Source organism: Pseudoalteromonas sp. SMS1 (assembly GCF_021530565.1).
In the GTDB taxonomy this organism is placed as follows: domain Bacteria; phylum Pseudomonadota; class Gammaproteobacteria; order Enterobacterales; family Alteromonadaceae; genus Pseudoalteromonas.
The window spans coordinates 114365-133494 of sequence record NZ_JAKGBI010000002.1; the positions used below are offsets into that span (position 1 = coordinate 114365).

At 42.5% G+C, this 19130-nt stretch carries 22 protein-coding genes; 13 read left to right on the forward strand and 9 right to left on the reverse strand.

Translation table 11 applies throughout. From position 1 onward, the window contains the following. The first annotated feature begins 217 nt into the window (after nucleotides 1-217). The gene (ygfZ, locus tag L1286_RS02275) at nucleotides 218-1126 is read left to right on the forward strand and encodes a CAF17-like 4Fe-4S cluster assembly/insertion protein YgfZ (RefSeq protein ID WP_235405307.1); all 909 of its coding nucleotides are present in this window, start codon (nucleotides 218-220) and stop codon (nucleotides 1124-1126) included. Nucleotides 1127-1136: 10 nt separating this feature from the next. Then, entirely contained in the window at nucleotides 1137-1622 is a 486-nt protein-coding gene (locus L1286_RS02280) for an FKBP-type peptidyl-prolyl cis-trans isomerase (protein ID WP_235405308.1), read from the forward strand. Nucleotides 1623-1631: 9 nt separating this feature from the next. On the opposite strand, the gene L1286_RS02285 is transcribed toward L1286_RS02280, so the two are convergent. From L1286_RS02285 to L1286_RS02295, 3 genes are read right to left on the reverse strand one after another with little or no spacing between them, the layout of a single operon-like run. After that, a complete protein-coding gene (locus L1286_RS02285; protein ID WP_235405309.1) occupies nucleotides 1632-2111 on the reverse strand; it encodes a hypothetical protein in 480 nt (159 codons plus the stop codon). 6 nt (nucleotides 2112-2117) lie between these two features. Next, nucleotides 2118-2945, reverse strand: coding sequence for a DUF481 domain-containing protein (locus L1286_RS02290; RefSeq protein ID WP_442961657.1), 828 nt, complete (start codon nucleotides 2943-2945; stop codon nucleotides 2118-2120). A gap of 15 nt (nucleotides 2946-2960) precedes the next feature. Beyond that, nucleotides 2961-3281, reverse strand: coding sequence for a DUF440 family protein (locus L1286_RS02295; RefSeq protein WP_235405310.1), 321 nt, complete (start codon nucleotides 3279-3281; stop codon nucleotides 2961-2963). Nucleotides 3282-3533: 252 nt separating this feature from the next. Here L1286_RS02295 and L1286_RS02300 point away from each other — a divergent pair, with 252 nt between their 5' ends. From L1286_RS02300 to L1286_RS02320, 5 genes are all read left to right on the forward strand, one after another. Next, complete coding sequence (locus L1286_RS02300; protein ID WP_235405311.1) at nucleotides 3534-4331, forward strand: crotonase/enoyl-CoA hydratase family protein; 798 nt, start codon at nucleotides 3534-3536, stop codon at nucleotides 4329-4331. 108 nt (nucleotides 4332-4439) lie between these two features. Continuing rightward, nucleotides 4440-4730: a CidA/LrgA family protein gene (locus tag L1286_RS02305; protein WP_235405312.1), complete on the forward strand. Its 291-nt coding sequence runs from the start codon at nucleotides 4440-4442 to the stop codon at nucleotides 4728-4730. Continuing rightward, complete coding sequence (locus tag L1286_RS02310; protein WP_235405313.1) at nucleotides 4723-5412, forward strand: LrgB family protein; 690 nt, start codon at nucleotides 4723-4725, stop codon at nucleotides 5410-5412. Before L1286_RS02305 ends, L1286_RS02310 begins: the two co-directional genes overlap by 8 nt. A 31-nt stretch (nucleotides 5413-5443) precedes the next feature. Then, the gene (locus L1286_RS02315) at nucleotides 5444-6283 is read left to right on the forward strand and encodes a mechanosensitive ion channel family protein (RefSeq protein ID WP_235405314.1); all 840 of its coding nucleotides are present in this window, start codon (nucleotides 5444-5446) and stop codon (nucleotides 6281-6283) included. A 133-nt stretch (nucleotides 6284-6416) separates the two neighbouring features. Then, on the forward strand, nucleotides 6417-8963 hold the full coding sequence (locus L1286_RS02320; RefSeq protein WP_235405315.1) for an Ig-like domain-containing protein: 2547 nt from the start codon (nucleotides 6417-6419) through the stop codon (nucleotides 8961-8963). 732 nt (nucleotides 8964-9695) lie between these two features. Here the strand turns inward: L1286_RS02320 and aroC are convergent. Then, complete coding sequence (gene aroC, locus L1286_RS02325; protein WP_235405316.1) at nucleotides 9696-10799, reverse strand: chorismate synthase; 1104 nt, start codon at nucleotides 10797-10799, stop codon at nucleotides 9696-9698. A 155-nt stretch (nucleotides 10800-10954) separates the two neighbouring features. After that, the gene (prmB, locus tag L1286_RS02330; protein ID WP_235405317.1) at nucleotides 10955-11890 is read right to left on the reverse strand and encodes a 50S ribosomal protein L3 N(5)-glutamine methyltransferase; all 936 of its coding nucleotides are present in this window, start codon (nucleotides 11888-11890) and stop codon (nucleotides 10955-10957) included. An 83-nt stretch (nucleotides 11891-11973) separates the two neighbouring features. Between prmB and smrB the strand changes: the two genes are divergently transcribed. The 3 genes from smrB to L1286_RS02345 all read left to right on the forward strand — a co-directional run bounded on the left by smrB (nucleotide 11974) and on the right by L1286_RS02345 (nucleotide 13935). Further along, nucleotides 11974-12528: an endonuclease SmrB gene (smrB, locus tag L1286_RS02335; protein ID WP_235405318.1), complete on the forward strand. Its 555-nt coding sequence runs from the start codon at nucleotides 11974-11976 to the stop codon at nucleotides 12526-12528. Between the two features lie 187 nt (nucleotides 12529-12715). Continuing rightward, nucleotides 12716-13516, forward strand: coding sequence for a response regulator (locus L1286_RS02340; protein ID WP_235405319.1), 801 nt, complete (start codon nucleotides 12716-12718; stop codon nucleotides 13514-13516). Nucleotides 13517-13689: 173 nt separating this feature from the next. After that, nucleotides 13690-13935, forward strand: a complete 246-nt coding sequence (locus L1286_RS02345; protein WP_235405320.1) for a hypothetical protein — start codon at nucleotides 13690-13692, stop codon at nucleotides 13933-13935. 192 nt (nucleotides 13936-14127) lie between these two features. On the opposite strand, the gene L1286_RS02350 is transcribed toward L1286_RS02345, so the two are convergent. Further along, complete coding sequence (locus tag L1286_RS02350; protein WP_063355192.1) at nucleotides 14128-14733, reverse strand: peroxiredoxin C; 606 nt, start codon at nucleotides 14731-14733, stop codon at nucleotides 14128-14130. Nucleotides 14734-14964: 231 nt separating this feature from the next. Then, nucleotides 14965-15678: a fatty acid metabolism transcriptional regulator FadR gene (gene fadR / locus L1286_RS02355; protein WP_235405321.1), complete on the reverse strand. Its 714-nt coding sequence runs from the start codon at nucleotides 15676-15678 to the stop codon at nucleotides 14965-14967. A 366-nt stretch (nucleotides 15679-16044) separates the two neighbouring features. Here fadR and dsbB point away from each other — a divergent pair, with 366 nt between their 5' ends. Next, entirely contained in the window at nucleotides 16045-16548 is a 504-nt protein-coding gene (gene dsbB, locus L1286_RS02360) for a disulfide bond formation protein DsbB (protein ID WP_442961662.1), read from the forward strand. Nucleotides 16549-16561: 13 nt separating this feature from the next. Next, nucleotides 16562-16864 (forward strand): hypothetical protein, encoded by a 303-nt coding sequence (locus L1286_RS02365; protein WP_235405322.1) that lies wholly within the window; start codon nucleotides 16562-16564, stop codon nucleotides 16862-16864. A gap of 14 nt (nucleotides 16865-16878) precedes the next feature. On the opposite strand, the gene L1286_RS02370 is transcribed toward L1286_RS02365, so the two are convergent. Further along, on the reverse strand, nucleotides 16879-17175 hold the full coding sequence (locus tag L1286_RS02370) for a ComEA family DNA-binding protein (protein WP_235405323.1): 297 nt from the start codon (nucleotides 17173-17175) through the stop codon (nucleotides 16879-16881). A gap of 207 nt (nucleotides 17176-17382) precedes the next feature. On the opposite strand from L1286_RS02370, the gene L1286_RS02375 reads away from it, so the two are divergent. Further along, complete coding sequence (locus L1286_RS02375) at nucleotides 17383-17697, forward strand: YebG family protein (protein ID WP_235405324.1); 315 nt, start codon at nucleotides 17383-17385, stop codon at nucleotides 17695-17697. Between the two features lie 97 nt (nucleotides 17698-17794). Here the strand turns inward: L1286_RS02375 and L1286_RS02380 are convergent, their stop codons facing one another. Then, on the reverse strand, nucleotides 17795-18988 hold the full coding sequence (locus tag L1286_RS02380) for an amino acid aminotransferase (protein WP_235405325.1): 1194 nt from the start codon (nucleotides 18986-18988) through the stop codon (nucleotides 17795-17797). Between the last annotated feature and the right edge of the window lie 142 nt (nucleotides 18989-19130).

Sequence of the window (19130 nt, forward strand, 5' to 3'; positions counted from 1 at the left end):
TTAAATTATTCTAATATCGTACTCATTATAACCGATACTTGAAGTGCTTGAAAATTCTATGTGTCTTTGTTTGATAGGGATCATTCGTTAATGATGGTATCCGTTGGATGCAACTTCATCACGATTAAGAATAGTTGTCATTTGATCTTGCTTTTGCCTATCTCGCCCCCCATTAATCAGGTAACATGTCGCAAAATAAATTCTCAGGATCAGTCAGATGGCCAAAGCATACCCACTCCCTTTAAAACTGCTCTCAGTATCAGGGCCTGATAAACTCAGCTACCTTCATGGTCAGGTAACACAAGACATCAACCTGATTAAGGAAAATAATTTCTTGTGGACAGGACACTGTAGCCCGAAAGGCAAACTTTGGTCTACGATGAGACTTTTTTCACTCAATGATACCTACCTATTATTAGGTTCAAAATCAGAAACAGAGGCTTCACTTCGAGAACTCAGTAAGTACGGTGTGTTTGCCAAAGTTGATATTTCCCAGTCTGACTATCAATGCTTTGGCATAATGAGTGATAATTTAGATCAAGTGTGTGATTCCTTATCCCTACAATTCAACGATGCCGACAATGCATGTGCGTTCGGCGAAGGCAAAGCCCTTAAGCTAGATAAAACACGCCTGATTCTTGTTTTGCCAGCAGACCAAACACTCCCCGATTCACTGCCATTAGACACCGACTCTACCACGTTTGAAATAGGCGGTATTCTGGCTGGCGAGCCTCAACTTGATGACAATGGCATTGACGAATTTGTGCCACAAATGGTTAACCTGCAAGCTTTAAATGGTATTAGCTTTAAAAAGGGCTGCTATACTGGTCAAGAGACCGTTGCTCGCATGCGCTACCTTGGCAAGAACAAACGTGCCATGTTTATTTTGCAAGGTGAGTCTGCAGAACAGCTCAATGTACAAGATATTGAAATGCAGCTTGAACAAGACAACTGGCGTAGAGCGGGAAAAGTAGTACATCAAGCTTATGATGCAAATACACAGCAATACTATGCGTTAGCCGTTATGCCAAACGATTTACAACAGTCTGCGGTATTGAGGCCAAAAGACAATGCCTCAGTATCGCTACATATCAAGGCGCTGCCTTACTCTATAGAAGATAATTAACGGAAAAACTATGAAAATTGCCCAAAATACAGTGGTTAAAATGCATTACTCTGTTTTGGATGGCGACCAAAACAGTATCGATAACACATTTGATGAAGAGCCACTTGAGTTTATTATTGGAACGGGCTTTCTAATTAAAGGCTTGGAAGATGCCCTTATCGACAAACAAGCCGGTGATAAAATCAGTGTTACTGTTGAACCAGAAAATGGCTATGGAATTAGAAACGATAACCTCACACAAGCTGTGCCAAAAAGTATGTTTGAAGGCATTGACGTCGAAGTCGGTATGCAATTTCGTGCAACTACAGATGAGGGTGAACAAGCAGTCATCGTCATTGGTGTTGAAGACGATGAGGTCATTGTAGACGGCAATCATCCGCTTGCTGGGATCACGCTACACTTCGACGTTGAGATTGTAGAAGTGCGCGAAGCGACACAAGATGAACTGGCCCACGGACATGTACATAGTGAAGGTGGCTGCGGTCACGACCATTAAAAAAAGCGCCTATAGGGCGCTTTTTTCATCTTCGCTCACCTCGACGTCGAGAGGCTGTTCTTTCACTTTGACTTGTAATGCCTCAAGTAAGCCCTGTTGATCGGCTGTACCTAAACGATATTTAGTGCCGTCATTCATACTCACTTCAACCGCTTTGAAACCGGATACACTGTACACCCATCCATCATGAGATATACGCATACCGATGCCGTGACGAAATGAGTTTGTCACCGCCTTTACTTCATCAATATCATCAAAGTTTAACGTTTTCTTTGCTAAGCCTGGGCCAAACCACCAGCTCAACTTTTTATCCGTGCTGTCAACTTTGATGGTTAAACCATAAAAAGCAAAAGCAACCAGTAACAAAATAATACCAAAGGCCAACACCCCGACATTATTTCCCAGTAATACTACACCCATGACGACAAACGTACTTAGCCAAGCTAAAATACCCCAGATCGCCCAAGCGAGTTGTGTTTTATGATACATATTGCCTCAATCAAAACTATATACAAACGTGATGCCTAACTCAGTATCTACTTTACGTTTGTCTTCTTCAGGCTGAGAATTATAACGGTAAGTATAAGAAACCTTAAGCGATAAGCCTTCAATAACTTGGCTAATCAGTGATGTTTCTGCAAAGCCGCGTCCACCTAAGCCAGAAACGGATTGCGCATAGCTAAAGTCCTGATTAAATCGCGTACGCTTAGAAATGTTACGTTCCCACTGAAGTGATAGCCTCAGAAGCTCACCACGCTCTACGCGTTTTTGTCCAGGTTCAAGCGCGGTATCATTCTCAACTCGATACATTGATATACCCGGTCCAATTGTGAAATCGACCGTATTTTTTCTGCCTTCGAACAACCTATTACCATACCCAAGCGCAAAAGTTGCTGTATATTCTCGACCATTAAACTCATCTACTTCGTAATCTCCATAAAGAAAAAATGACTCGTTATCAACGCCAAATTTGTAGCTGGTCTGAGCCGAAAAGAAATAGCGAGACGCAGTTTCATCATCTACGCCTGTCTCGGTATTTTCTTCGTTGGCATAATGGCCATCGAGCTTGAACTGGTTTCGCCAATGTTGAAAATCTTGGTAAAGATTACTTTGCAGTTTAAAAGATGAGTTTTTAGTATTACCACTATTTGCTATAAACCCGAACTCTATATCTCCATATAAGAATTCACCTTTGTGCAACTCATGGATCTCTTCTTCTGATAGTTCCCCGTATTTATGGAAATCTTCAAATGGGTCTACGGCATATACTTTTGTACAAACGACCAACACGGGTGAGCACAAAAGCAACTTCACATTTTTCACTAAACAAACTTCTCTTTACTGTTGCTTCCACACCACATGGCAAAATGGAGCGTCTAGATCACGGCTGATGAGTACTTTTGCGAATACATCGTCACCGTCTTCAAACTCAATACCAATTATCACCTGAACAAAATGCTCACGCTCTGCTTCTTGCTCAAAAGCAACAATTGCAGTCCAACTTTCATCAATATCGCTTTCTTCGATAAAGCCAAATTCTTCTCGATATTCATTAAACAGGTCAATCTCTTCTTGGGAAAGATTGTCAGGTGCTAATTCCAAAAAAATATCGTATGCCTGATGGGTTACCTCTTCAATACTACTTAGTCTCGCTGACATAAACGTAACTCCAAAATTTTTTCATTATATTAATCATATCAAAACCACAATTTCATTTTCTACAAGTATTAGGTGTATTGAATAAATTTAACGCCAAAGTGCAGATTTTAGCGCAAAGAATGCTAACCTGAACACAAGCTAAACAGATAAAAACAATGAATATCTGCTTGAATATCCTTCGTCTCAAATGCAATACTGAGTAAAAACTCCACTTACATAACTCAGAAGAACAATAAGGTTATAGGATTGGTTATGATACACATTGACGTACAACAGCAAGTTGCCCACGTGACCCTTTCGCGTCCAGACAAGCAAAATGCATTAACGCTCTCTATGTTTCAATCACTGGATACCATTATTAAAGAAATCCGGAAAAACCGCCAGATTCGTGCCGTTATCATAAGGGGGGAAGGCGAGCATTTCTGCGCAGGGCTTGATGTGCAAAGTGTCATACAGCACCCGCTTCAAATCGCAAAGCTGTTATTTAAATTCCTGCCTGGTAATCAAAACCTAGTACAGCGCGTTGTACTCGGATGGAGAACACTGCCAGTCCCAGTGTATGCAGACATAAAAGGGAATTGTCTCGGTGGTGGATTACATATTGCGTTGGGTGCCGATTTTAGAATTGCACATAGCGATGCACAATTTGCCATCATGGAGTCTCGTTGGGGCCTTTGTCCAGATATGGGCACAAGCATTGTTTTACCCGGATACTTAAAGCAAGACCAAGCTCTAAAACTCGCATTTGAAGCCAAACGCATTGATGCTCGAACAGCAATGCAAGCTGGTTTACTTACCGCCATTGATGACGACCCCAATGCATTTATAGCCAAACATATAGACGCTTTGAGTCAACACTCTCCAGATGCACTCGCCGCAATCAAAGTGCTGTATAATCAAGCATTCCAAGCGCCTTCAAGAACATTACTTTGGCGCGAAACTTGGTACCAATTGAGGTTACTCGCTTCAAAAAATACTCGTATTGCAATGAAAAACGGTGTAAAAAACAGTGAATTTTGCGTATATAATGACCGTGCAAAATGGAAATAGCATGGCACAATATTCTGCACAACTTACTCTATCCACGCGTGTTCAATGTATATTATAAAGTTTTCACTTGGGATTTTAATTGTTTTTGTCTGCCTTTGGTCCGCGAAGATGATAGTCGCATTTTATGCGCTCTCAATGCCAGCCCCCTTACTCGGTATGCTCATACTTTTTGGATTATTGCATTGGCGACTTCTGCGACCTGAGTGGTTAGACTCTGCCGCGCAAAATCTCATAAAATATCTCGCATTTTTCTTTATTCCTGTTGGGGTTGGCGTTCTTAATCATCTAGACTTACTCCTTGAAAATATCTTCTTAATTAGTATTTTACTATTTGCCCTTCCCGCTGTTGTACTTGTCGTCGTCGGTAAGTTTTCAAGTAGAGGCCGCTACCGTGATTAGTGTATTTGCCTGCCTCCTTACGGTTGGCCTGTTTACGTTTACTCGCGCAGTACATAAATGCTATTCAACCCCCTTGTTAAACCCTGTACTGTTGTGCATTGTATCGATAGCTATACTCCTTGTTGCCAGCAATGTCAGTTACACTGACTATTATTTAGCAAGTATGCCCATCAACGTGCTGCTTGAACCCGCGATAGTTGCACTTGCTTACCCACTCTACTCGCAATTTACTGCTATTCGCCCAGTGTTAATATTACTGATAGTGAGTGCTTTTCTCGGCATATCGGTAGCAACGTTGATGGCATACATGCTCTGCTTACTTTTTAACGCCGAGCCAACTTTGGTCGCATCGTTAATGGCCTTGTCAGTGACAACTCCTATCACACTGCTGATCACAGATGCACTTGGAGGGCTACCCAGCATCGCTGCTGTCATGGTCATACTCATCGGCATTGTTGGGAGTGTGTTTGGACTGAGCTTGTTGCAGCTATGTAACATATCGCAACCACAAGCTAAAGGCATTGCTTTAGGGGTGGGCTGTCACGCAATTGGCACCGCAGCGGCAATGGAGTACGATCCACAAGCTGGTGCCTTTGCATCTGCAGCAATGATTATTAGCGCCATTATTAGCGCTTTCTGGGTTCCTATATTCTTTACTATACTCAATAGTTTAAGTGGATAAAAATGAAAACACGCTTTACAAGGAGCATAACTTGATCGAACAAGAAATCGCCCAATTTGAAAAGTATTATGACTTAATTCGTAATTATTTACTCAATTACAGTATGCAGCTGCTGGGGGCTGTTGTCATCCTAGTGTTTGGCCTTTGGCTATCTAAAAAGTTGGCTGACACCACGCGCAAATTAATGCTCAATCACAATGTGGATGTGACACTAACCAACTTTGTCGCCAATGTCGTAAAAGTACTCATCGTCACGATGTTTATTATTATTGCACTAGGAAAAGTAGGTATCAGTGTTACCCCATTTGTCGCAGCGATTGGTGCCGCTTCTCTAGGTGCTGGTTTAGCAGTACAAGGGATGCTCTCTAATTATGGTGCTGGTCTTGCCTTGATTGCTACTCGGCCATTTGTGGTCGGAGACACCATTAGCGTCAAAAATGTCAGTGGCCAAGTGAAATCTATTGAGCTTGGTTACACCATCTTAGTCAATGAACAAAAAGTAGAAATCACGGTGCCCAACAAACACATCATTGGGGAAGTTTTACATAATTCTTTTAATTATTCTCATATTGAAGGTGAAATTGGCATCGCATATAACGCCCCAGCAGATAAGGCGATTGAAGTTATCGAGTCCATCTTACGAAACGAAGACTACGTCGCGAATGACCCTGCACCGCAGGTTGGTATTGAATCTTTTTCTGATAGCGCAATTGTGATTAGCTATCGCTACTGGACCCCGACCACTGAATTGATCGAAAATAAATTAAACATCAACCTCGCCGTCTACTCAGGGATCAAAAACGCACACATAGAAATTCCTTTCCCACAACGTGTGGTCACAATCAAGTCGGATCAACCCACGCCTAAATAACAATTTTTTAAAACGGCCTTGCACACGCAAGGCTGTACCCTATTAAATTAAAAAGCCATTGATTAACCCCGCACATAGTTCTATGCTGGATACGTTTTGTTCACAAAACATACAACATGTAAGGAGAAAAACAATGGAAAAAAGCAAACTAAGTTATTTGCTTGGAAGCAGTGCCCTGCTCATATCGAGCATGCATTCATTCGCTGCAGATTGTACAAACTTGGCCACATGGCAACAGTCCCAAGTTTATCGTGCAGGTGATCAAATCCAACACCAGAATAGTGCTTTTGAGGCACGTTGGTACAGCCAAAATGAAAACCCTCAACAACACTCGGGTAACTATAAAGTTTGGAAAAGCCTTGGGGCATGTAGTGGAAATCAAAGCCCTGCGGTGACATTATTAACGCCCGCAGAGGGCAGTGTTTTTAACCCCAATGACAGCGTTGTCTTATCTGCAAATGCAACGGATTCAGATGGCGCAATAGCCCAAGTTGAATTCTTTGTTGATGATGTGTCGGTGGGGCTCGACAATCAAGCCCCCTATCAAGCAAACTGGGTTGCGCAATCAGGGCCACATATCATTGCAGCAATAGCCACTGACAACCAAGGCGCGCTGAGCACACAAAGTCAAGTCACTGTCAGTGTGCAAGACAGCACAAACAATACGCCACCCGCGATAGATCTGCTCTCACCAACCAATAACAGTCAGTTTACGCTTGGCGACACGGTGAATATTCAAGCTGTCACCACTGACGCCAATGGCACAGTGACGAATGCAACCGTATTTATAAATGATACACAAGTAGCCTCATTTACAGATGGCACTATTGATTACAATTGGGTCAGTGATATTTCAGGTCAAGTGCAGGTTAAGGTTACAGCCACTGACAATCAGGCAGCCAGCAGTAATGTGGTTTCAAACATTCAGGTTGCAACACCTAGTCAAGGAGGCTGCTCAGGCCTAAAAACATACCAAGCAGGTAATGGTTATCAAAATGGCGAGTTGGTTAGTCATAATAATCGTAAGTACCAGTGTGACGTAAGTGGCTGGTGCAGCTCAAACGCACAGTGGGCCTATGAACCAGGCGTTGGACAACATTGGCAAGATGCTTGGACTGATCTGGGTATTTGTGCGATTGCACCTGTCGTTACTTTCAATACACCCGGTGCAAATAGCACAGTCTTGCTAGGCCAAAGTGCTGCGGTTTCTGTCAGTGCGAGTGATGCGGATGGCACAGTCACGCAATTGGATATTTTTGCCGATCAAACACTACTGGCAAGCTTTAACAACGGTAACGGAAGTACCAACTGGCAGCCCACGTCGCTTGGGGCTGTCACGCTTTCTGCAACTGCGACCGACAATGAAGGGAATGCCGCCTCTGAGCAAATTTTTGTCAACGTTACGGATAAGCCCGTCGTCGTTGACTTACTGCAACCAACATCTGGCACTCAGTACACCATTGGCAGCACCATCAACATCGCAGCTGACGCGCAAGCGCTTACAGGAACAATCGCGAACGTCAGCTTCTACGCAAATGGTACCCTGCTTGGAAGTGACTCGTCCGCGCCATATACCTGGTCATATACTGCCGCCGCGCTAGGATCACACATCTTAACAGCAGTTGCCAAAGATAGCGCTGGCAATCAAGCAACGAGTACAGGTTCAACAGTAAATGTCATCGACAAACCAATTGGCAAAACACATAAACTCATCGGTTACTGGCATAACTTTGTTAACCCAGCTGGCTGTCCTATCCCACTCGCTGAAATCTCACCAGCTTGGGATATCATCGACATTGCATTTGCTGAAAACGACAGAAACTCAGATGGCACGGTGCACTTCAAACCGTTTGAAAAAGACATCCGCTCCAATTGCCCTCCTATTGACCCCGTACAATTCAAAGCTGACATGCAAGCGCTGCAAGCACAGGGTAAAGTGTTCGTTCTTAGCTTGGGTGGGGCTGAGGGGACCATCACACTGAACACGGATGCCGATGAAGCAAACTTTGTTGCAAGCTTAACCAACATTATCCAAGAGTGGGGATTCGACGGGTTAGACATTGATTTAGAAAGTGGCTCCAACTTGCTACATGGCTCGCAAATCCAAGCGCGTTTACCAAGAGCAATTAAACAAATCGAACAAAATATGGGTGGAAACATGGTCCTCACTATGGCGCCTGAGCACCCATATGTTCACGGTGGCATGATAGCGTATTCAGGTATATGGGGTGCCTATATTCCGGTTATCGATGCACTACGTGATACGCTGGACTTGCTTCATGTGCAACTATACAACAATGGCGGTTTACCTAACCCATACGAGCCAGGCAGCGCACCAGAAGGTTCTATCAATATGATGGTTGCGCATGCAAAAATGCTGGTTGAAGGTTTCGACCTAGCCAATGGCACGCGCTTTGCGCCACTCAGAGATGACCAAGTCGCTATCGGTTTACCGTCAGGGCCTAAATCAGCCAACTCTGGACAAGCGCCAACGGCAAATATCATCGCAGCTTTGGATTGCCTCACCAAAGGAATAAGCTGTGGCACTATCAAACCCGCTTTCAATTACCCTAAATTTGGGGGCGTCATGACATGGTCAATTAATTGGGATAAATATGATGGCTACAACTTCTCGAAACCAATCGGCGACAAACTTACGCAAATGAATCAAGGTAACTGATGAGATGCCACATGATAAATACAAAATAAGCTGTTAACCTTTTTTGTTAATGGCGAATAAGGAGTCAAGTTTCTTGGCTCCTTTTATATTTATCGTCTTATTTACAAGGAAATTGGTACTCTATTAGAGATTAGAGAAAGTAAAGCAGTAAAAAAAACAATTGTAAATTAGATACTTTTAAGTCTGATAGGGGTTTCATCAAACTGGCTCTCCATGATAACAGTCATAAAATAAATGCAGTTGAAAAAGAAATCTAAAACCAGACATCCGATTCATCATACTCATCAAAGAAGCAATGGCTTACGACCAATGGGCTCATTAACCTCATTGTCTGCTTATACCCTTAAATGACTTGCTTCAGATTGTGATTAAAGTTGTTTTGATTAAGCTTTTCATATAACACAGTTTCCACATCAAAAAACAAGTATGCTTTATTACCGTTGTATGGGTACTGCTTTTCTTTCGTTCAGCCTTGATTAGGGAGGAATAGATAGGCTTTACCATTAAAAGAAATTATCGATTGGATGCCACCTTGATTCAAGTTCTCTGATGAAACGCCGAAGGTGAACAACGCAGCTAACTATGGATCCGCTACTTTCAGGTTACACACTGAGTCAGATACCGGTTTAACAAAATAGCCTTACAAACTGTTCATACATATTTAGTTTGTAAGGCTTTATTTCCTGTCAAATATCGACAGGCATAGTTATTGGCAGATCATCAGGTGCCACTTTACTGTTTAACTTGCCCAGGTATTGGCCCATGAGGCACATCTACATGCGGATTTTGTCCTCGCTGACGTAGTAGATGATCCATTAGTGTAATCGCCATCATCGCCTCAGCAATTGGGATCGCTCGGATCCCTACACACGGATCATGGCGTCCTTTAGTGACCATCTCAACGGCTTCATTGGACGTATTGATACTTTGACCGGGCACCGTAATACTGGATGTTGGTTTGAGCGCAATTGACGCGATAATATCTTGCCCTGTGGAAATGCCCGCTAACACACCACCCGCATGATTGCTCACAAAGCCTTCAGGTGTTAGTTCATCTCGATGCTCAGAGCCTTTTTGCTCGACCACATCAAATCCGTCACCAATTTCAACACCTTTAACAGCATTGATACTCATTAAAGAGTGTGCAATTTCAGCATCAAGTCTATCAAAAACAGGCTCACCTAATCCCACAGGCACATTTTTGGCGACAACTTTCACTTTAGCGCCGACCGAATCCCCCTGCTTTTTAAGGTCACGCATGTACTCATCTAGCGCTTCCAGCTTACTGGGATCTGGGAAGAAAAATGCATTATTCTCAACCTCTGACCAATCAAAAGTTGCGGCTTTGATCGGGCCCAATTGAGACAGGCACGCATGAACTTCAATACCATGAACTTGCCTTAAATATTTTTTAGCAATACCGCCTGCTGCGACGCGAATTGCTGTTTCGCGAGCAGAAGAGCGGCCTCCACCACGATAATCTCTATGACCATACTTATGCCAGTATGTGTAGTCACCGTGACCTGGACGAAACACATCCATGATCTTACTATAATCTTTGGAGCGTTGATCTGTATTTTCGATTAATAAACCGATACTTGTACCCGTTGTTTTACCCTCAAAGACACCTGACAAGATCTTAATTTCATCCCCTTCTCGGCGTTGCGTGGTATATCGACTCTGACCTGGCTTACGCCTATCAAGATCAACTTGTAAATCGGCCTCTTCAATCTCGAGTCCCGCTGGCACGCCATCCACAACACCACCTAGCGCTGTACCATGGCTTTCACCAAACGTCGTGACTCGAAATATTTGGCCTATACTATTGCCTGCCATTAACTTTCCTCATTCCTCGTTACGGTTTTGACTCTCTGAGTCAACTTGAGCTGTTGCAGCCCAACTTAGCAAAGGCAAGTATCATGATACCTGCCTACTCTTGCCGTACCAAGCCAACCACAGTGATAATTCACGCAGGCAAAGTACAACAAGTATTAATCGTTAAAATAAGCAACCAACTCTTGTTTGCTTATCATAAACACGCCGAGCCCACCTTGTTCAAACTCTAGCCAAGTAAATGGTGCGCCTGGGTACAATGCATCCATATGTACCATAGAATTACCCACCTCGACAAATAGAATCCCATTGTCTGTTAAGTGTTCAGCGGCATCCCTCAATAAAATACGTGTTACGTCAAGGCCATCATCCCCAGAAGCAAGACCTAACTCAGGTTCATGGTGAAATTCATCAGGAAGATCTGCCATATCTTCTGCATCAACATAGGGGGGATTGGCCACAATCAAGTCGTACTTTTGACCCGGCACACCACTAAAGACGTCTGACTGTATCGCAAATACACGGTCATCCATCATATGGTCGTGAATATTCATTTCAGCAACAGCCAAAGCATCAAAAGAAATATCAACAGCATCAACTTGTGCATTTTCAAAATGCTTTGCCAATGCGATTGCGATACAGGCAGACCCTGTGCACATATCTAAAATACGTGTTACTTCACTTGGTGTTTGTATCCAAGGTGCAAACTGCTTGGTGATAAGTTCAGCAAATGGTGAACGCGGCACTAACACTCGCTCATCGACATAAAATGGCATACCCGCAAACCACGCTTGATTTGTCAAATAAGGCACTGGAATACGCTGCTCTATACGCAGCTTAATAACGTCTACAAGGCGCTTCTTTTCTGTTCCCGTTAACCTAGATTGCATCAAATCTTTTGGGGCATCTACAGGTAAATTCAGGGTAGGTAGGAGTAAATTTACCGCTTCATCCCAAGGGTTATCAGTGCCATGACCATAAAACAGACCATTGGCGACAAACTGACTTGTTGTCCAACGCAGCCAATCCTGCATGGTCACTAAGTCTCGGTAAGCCTCTTCAGCGATTTCGTTAGTTATTGCTAATTCACTCATGATTATTCTCACACTTTGTAGATAGCGGCATTGTAGCGGTTTTTAAGCTAGGTTTTTATGCTTTTTTTATTTAAAATGCACGAATGACTAGAGATTATCCTGAAGTAACTATGGCCTCTGATGACTTTGACCTTTTCCGAGAAGCAATTTCCGGTACACACCAGCTGAAACAAGATACTGTCGTGCATGAGCGTAAAGCAACACGCTTCAAAGGCGAGGTAATCGCTGAGCAAAAGAAACAACATCAAGCTGAGTTTTTCTTCTCAGATGAATATGTACCAGACCTAGATACAAATGGCACAATCAATTACGTTCGCCCTGGCGCCGACAAATACCTTGCTAAGCAATTGAGACGTGGTGACTATGCGCCAGAACTCATTTTAGACATGCATGGTATGAATAAAGAAACTGCAAAGGATGAACTCGCAGCTTTGATCCATGCCTGTAAAAAACAGCACATAAGCTGTGCATGTATTGTGCATGGTATTGGAGAGCGCATTTTAAAGCACAAAGTGCCCCATTACTTAGTCCAACACCCAGATATATTGGCAATGCACCAAGCACCGCTTGAGTATGGTGGTAAAGGCGCGATTTTAATCCTCGTTGACCTACCGCAAAATTTAGAGTTTCGTAGATAGAAGTTAACAACGGTTAACTTCACCCTTCCCAGAATCACACCAAGCTAGCCTATTGTTTACAAATACGCTATATTAGATTGGAATCATACACAGCTAGTCTCCAACTTCGCTCGCATCATTTCACTGCAAGGTGTCCGCGAGATTCAGCTGACATTATCATTATTTCTGATTTATCCTCAGGTTAAACATGAACGACTTACTCAGCACAGATCTGACGATATTACTCGTCGAGCCTTCGGTGACCCAACGTAAAATCATCGCAAACGAACTCAAAGAAGAAGGGGTCGAGCAGATTGATTTCGCAGAATCAGTCAGTACCGCTATTGAATCTTTAAATTCTCATATCCCCGATCTCATTATCTGTACACTTTACCTGCCAGATGGTGATGCGCTGTCATTACTGGATTATGTGCATGCTAACTTCAGCGATCATCAATTGCCATTCATGTTGGTATCAAGTGAAACGCGTAGGCAACAACTAGAAGCATATAAACAATCGGGTGTCGTTGCTATTCTACCCAAACCGTTTACTAAGGAGCACCTAGGAAAAGCCATTAACGCCACGTTGGACTTACTCTCTCCTCAAGAACTTGAACTCGATCTGTACGATATTCAGGATTTAAGGATCTTGGTCGTGGATGACTCGACACTGGCTCGAAACCACATTCAACGAGTTTTGAGAAATTTAGGTGCAACGCGAATTTCTGAGGCTGAAAATGGCGCGCAAGCCCTTGCGGTTTTACAAGAGAGCATGTTTGACCTCATCGTGACTGACTATAACATGCCAGAAGTTAACGGACAGGAGCTGACAGAAGCAATCCGCCGGTCCGATGAGCATGCCCATGTGCCAGTCCTTATGGTAACGTCTGAAGCAAATGAAACCCACCTAGCAAATGTTGCGCAATCAGGTGTCAATGCAATGTGTGACAAACCGTTCGAACCAAACATCGTCAAACAACTTATCTTTCAGATGCTTGAACAAAATTAACTAAATTATAGTTAAATATGTCATTTCAACTGGTTAAATTCACTACTGTAAAATTTAACCAGTTCCTCCTCAAAATTAAAACCCTTATACTTTCAGTAGTTTAAAATTATTTTTTGAACTGGCACAACCTTTGTAATAGTTATTACGACTAAACAAACAAAGGAAGCAAGACAATGAACGTATTCACAAAACTAATGACCGTTGGCCTTTTGACTGGTATTTCAGCAACTGCAAATGCAAGCACCGTTAACAATGACTTGCTAGATGAAATCCAAAGTCGTGTTAGTGAAAACATTCAATCTAGTATCGTCGAATTAAAAATTAACACCAAAAAGGCACTGGTGGATAGTTTCATTCGTATTAATGAGGATGCTGAATCAAACCAAGCTGGCTCAAATGAAGCCAAAAAGGAAAAGTAATATGTTTAGCGAAGTTACCTTAATCAGCCTGTTAGCAATGCCCGTCGTGAGTTTGTTGTTGGCGTATTTTTCTATCGAGACAGTTAAAGTGATCAGTCAAAAATGGTTTTTGGGTTGAGTATGATGAGAACAGCGGTACTGAAAGTAAAAAACCCGCACGAAGCGGGTTTTAAAACGATGACTTATAAGAGCTTATAGCTGACCTTCGTTTTCAGATAGGAACTTAGCAACGCCTTCTGGGCTTGCGTCCATACCTGATTTACCTTCAGTCCAACCTGCAGGACAAACTTCACCGTGCTCTTCGTGGAACGCAAGTGCGTCAACCATGCGAAGCATCTCATCGATGTTACGACCTAGAGGAAGATCGTTAACTACTTGGTGACGTACGTTACCTTCAGCGTCGATTAGGAATGAACCACGGAAAGCAACACCAGCTTCTGGGTGCTCAACATCGTATGCTTGACAGATTTCGTGTTTAACGTCAGCAACTAGGTCATACTTAACTGGACCGATACCACCTTCGTTAACTGGCGTGTTACGCCACGCGTTGTGTGAGAATTGTGAGTCGATTGAAACACCGATTACTTCAACGCCACGCTTTTGGAATTCTTCATAACGCTTGTCAAAAGCGATTAGCTCTGAAGGACAAACAAAAGTGAAGTCTAGTGGGTAAAAGAATACAACTGCTTTTTTACCTTTAATACGCTCATGTAGATTGTAGCTATCTACGATTTCACCATTACCTAGTACTGCTGCTGCTGTAAAGTCAGGAGCCTGACGGCCAACTAATACACCCATTGTTTTCTCCAAATAGTTAGGTTTTATTCCAATATACAAATCGTATTGTAATTTGATTCTAAATATTGAGGCGCTGTTTGCGAAAAACAACCCCTTGATAAAATTTGCCTAAGTTTATTCAGCTCTTACCCAAAATAACAATCGAAATATCCGATAGGTGTAATCTATAAATTCGATGGGACCAACCCGTCGATATAAAAAAAGCTCCTTTGGGAGCTTTTTATTGAAATCTTAATCCATAATATCATCAGGCATATCGGCTCTGATATGCTGCCACAACTCACCTGATTGGTGACCATACTTCCGGATCAGTGAAATTGCACGGTCATGATCTCCTTGCTCAGCAAGATCAGTGAGGTCTCGATAAAAATCTCTCGTGATTTTTCTGATCTTAGGCTCTGAGAAGTAGTGGCAACCAATTTTTGAGTACAAGCCTCTAAACCCATTCAAAATCAGTACATAGATTTTATTACCACCAGCTATCGCCAATTGATGATGAACTTCATAGTCATAATCAGCAAATGCTGCTGCAGTGTCCGGTAGCTCTTTATACTGCGCCAAAATCTCTACAACTTTTGCACCATTTAACTTAATCGCCGCACGCGTATAAATTGAACTGATATTTGTTCTTGCTGACAGCAACTGATCTGTCAGCTCGGGAACTTTGTCTTCATCAAGACGCGCCAACGCTTCTAATATATTTAGCCCTGACGTCTCCCAGAAATTGTTCACGCGCGTGGGTTTACCATGCTGAATCGTCAACCAGCCGTCGCGCGCCAAACGTTGCAACACTTCCCTTAAAGTTGTTCTAGTCACTCCGATCAATTCTGACAGCTCACGTTCCGCAGGCAGTATAGAGCCCGGTGGAAACTCACCATTCCAAATCGATTCAACTATATATTCCTCAGCGAAACCCGCTGGGCTCTTGGCTTTAAAAATTCTCATTTAGCACCACTTAAATTTACAACTTAAGGCGTTGTATACATGAACCACATAACTTTTGGTGACCAAGCGATTCATGACAATGCAACTCGTTAATCCACTGATTGTACCAGATGGATGTAAAGTAACAAGCGTAACCTCAAATTCTGCTTATTTCGTCTAAAAAATACAATTTTCCCAATGAAGATAATGTATTTTAACCGTCCCAGTGGCTTACTTACTGCCTACCATGCATGAAATTACAATTTCACAGAATCATCACCTACATCTCGTGTCCTGATCAGCTATCTCGCGTTTAATATTGTCCCAAAAACATTGCGATGATGATCATACACCGCCATAATAGCGACAAAAAAAGGAGGCAATATGTTGGATAGATTGGCGAGCTTTTCTCGCTCTACCGCCGCTTGGGGTATTTTGTTTATGAGTGCCCTTTTATTTGAAGTTGTGGCTTTGTATTTTCAGTATGCCATGGGGTTAGAGCCCTGCGTTATGTGTATCTACCAACGCACAGCAGTCTTGGGGATATTAATCGCGGCGTTGATCGGCTTATGTGGCAAAAGCCATTACCTTGTCAGGTTAATTGCGACCGCTGGGTGGGGCATATCTGCTATTTGGGGCTGGCTACTTGCCCGCGAACATCTTGATATGCAAACTACCACCGATCCATTTGCATTTACCTGTGCGTTTGAACCAAGTTTTCCGGTTCCTTTACATGAATGGATCCCTTCCTTTTTTGCAGTAACAGGCAGTTGCTCAAGTATAGATTGGTCGTTCGCAGGATTATCAATGCCCGGGTGGATGGAAATTATTTTTGCAGCCTATGCCTTAAGTTTCATAATCTTCGCACCGGTTGTGATATTCAAAAAGTAAATTAGAGAGATCAATGATTTTTAGATTAAGCCAAGTGTCAAAGCTGTCTCAACTTAATTTGAGAGACAAACAAAAAGTGAAAGCAATTGCTTTGAGCATGCTCAGTGCAAACGAGAAAGTACTCCTCGCTGTGTGCAAACTACTGCTACTAACCCCTTTTTTTATGGCACTCGCTTATTTTGAAGGTTTTTATTTGCTACCCGTATTATTGATTGCAGGACTTGCATACCCTCTATTGACTGTACCAATTGAAATTCAATTCGCGCTGAAATATTTAGATAAGGCGCTGGTAGAGTTTGAGCAGGGCAAAAGCTAGCCCTGCTCACATCCTTACTCAAACACAATATGCTGTTTGAGTTTATCAACAATCCCCTCACCGATCCCTTTGACACGGGTCAGGCTTGCCAGATCTTCGAAGTGCCCCAAGGCTTCTCTGTTTTCGACAATGGCCCGTGCTTTAGAGAGGCCAATTCCCGGTAGCGTCACTAGCTGCTCAACACTGGCGGTATTGATATTAATGATTACCTGACTTTCGACTAATTGGGCATCCGATTGCGCATCTGCAATATTAAAAAAAGCGACCACAAACAATATTAGCCCTACACTCCATATCTTTTCTAACCGCATTAAATCCCTCCAATAAAATCCGTTTTAGTAATTTATGCCTGAATTGGCAGAGATAAACATAGGTTTTCAAACGCTAGTTTGTAAATGTTCTAGGAATATTTTCATTGTATTTTTTTCATCTTCAGCGTCTAATTAAACGACTTAAGGTTGCAAAAACACAGATTTAAGTTTACTGTATAAAAAAACAGTGTTTTATGGAGGGTGATCATGGCTGTAGTTGTAAAATATGTGGTTGAAAGAAATGGAGTAGAACGAATGACTTTTACTAGCAAAAAAGAGGCGGATGCCTATGATAAAATGCTGGATGTCGCAGAAGCTCTGGAAGGCATGTTAGAAAAAGTCGATGTACCACTGAGTGAGCAGCAAGTAGAATCGCTCGCTCTCGAAATGGCAAAATATAAAGACGACTTTATATCTGTATTAAAAGGCAGTAAACCAACCGCAGAAAAAGACGTCAAGAAGCCGGCCAAAAAAGCCGAAGAAGCTAACGACGACAAGGTTACCGCAATAAAACAAGCTTAATTTGTTGCCGCGCCATTTATTACTTATTCGTCCCACAAAACGCAAAATGCCCAACTCAAGTTTGGGCATTTTTAGTATTGCACAGCAATTGTATGCGTTATTTCAGCACTGCTGCAACTGCATCTGCAAAGTAATCAATGTTACTTTGGCTTATGCCTGCAACATTTACACGGCTAGAGCCAACAATATAAATAGAATACTCTTCACGTAAACGATCTATTTGCGCTTTATTAATACCTAAGAAAGAGAACATCCCGTGTTGACGCTCAATAAATGAAAAATCATGACCGGTATTACGCTGTGCTAGGCTATCTTTAACAAGGCTACGCAAGCCATTAATGCGGTTACGCATTTCTGCTAGTTCTTCATGCCAAAGCTGTGTAAGCTCGTCACTCGAAAGAATCGTATTTACGATGTCAGCACCATGTGCAGGTGGCATTGAATAAATACTACGTACGACACTCAGTAGTACAGAATTTGAAATATCCGCATTCGCACTATCTTTAGAGATAATTGAGCATGCACCAATACGCTCTCTATACAAACCAAAGTTCTTGGAGCAAGAAGAACAAATGATCATTTCTTCAACAGTTTGTGCGAGTAAACGAAGGCCATTTGCATCTTCGTCCAAACTGCTACCAAAACCCTGATAAGCAATATCAACAAGCGGGGTAAAGCCAACTTCTTTTGCCAAATCAGCAAAAATTTGCCATTGCTCTGCATTTAGATCCATACCACTTGGGTTATGACAACATGCATGCACTAAAACAACATCACCTTTTGGCACTTGCTTTAATGTATCGATCATCTCATCAAACAAGAGTCCTTTGTTCTCGTAGTCGTAGTAAGGATACTCTTTTACATTCAGGCCAGCCGCTTCGAACAAGCTAATATGGTTAGCCCAAGTTGGCGTGGTAACCCAGACAGTCGCATCTTTATTGCAACGTTTAATGAATTCTGCTGCAACACGCAGTGAACCCGTGCCACCTGGTGTCTGAGCTGTACGCACACGGTTTGCTAACAATGATGTGTGGCCATTACCCAATAAAAGCTCTTCCATCTTAGCGCAAAAATCTAAGTTGCCAGCCAACCCAATGTAAGACTTTGTTGTCTCATTTTCTAGGCGAAACGCTTCTGCTTTTTTTACCGCTTTAAGAACCGGTGTAGCACCCTGCTCATCTTTATATACACCAACACCCAAATCAATTTTATTAGGGTTATTGTCTTGTTTATAAGCTGCCATTAGGCCCAAAATAGGGTCTGTTGGTAGTGGTTTTAGTTCTGAAAACATGTGTATTTCTTTTCCTATTAAAACTGGTACGCAAAAAAGAACAGACAGATTAACGACGTGATCCACATTGTCAGTCTTGCCCTGTATTTTTAATGTATCTAGCTAGATACCGCGTAAGAGCCATGGGGTTAAAGTTGCCACC